This window comes from Flavivirga rizhaonensis (assembly GCF_004791695.1).
Taxonomy (GTDB): Bacteria; Bacteroidota; Bacteroidia; order Flavobacteriales; family Flavobacteriaceae; genus Flavivirga; species Flavivirga rizhaonensis.
Genome location: NZ_SRSO01000094.1, coordinates 1 through 268 on the forward strand (window position 1 = coordinate 1; position 268 = coordinate 268).

The 268-nt window shown below is 48.9% G+C and carries 1 pseudogene; it reads left to right on the forward strand.

The features are described from left to right. Positions 1-20: 20 nt before the first annotated feature. A pseudogene (locus EM932_RS20745) lies at positions 21-268 on the forward strand (T9SS type A sorting domain-containing protein); the annotation flags it as partial.

Sequence of the window (268 nt, forward strand, 5' to 3'; positions counted from 1 at the left end):
CAAACAGTAGTACCGCTAGCGTGACGATCAACGCATTAGACGATGCGGGCTTTAGCTATAGCGCCGCAGCATATTGTGCAGATGCTACAGATCCAACGCCAAGCATAACAGGTTTAACAGGCGGAACCTTCTCAAGTACTGGAGGCTTATCACTTACAGCAGGAACAGGACTTATCGATGTATCGACCAGTACTCCGGGAACCTATACCGTAACTTATACCACAGCAGGAACCTGTCCAAACAGTAGTACCGCTAGCGTGACGATCAA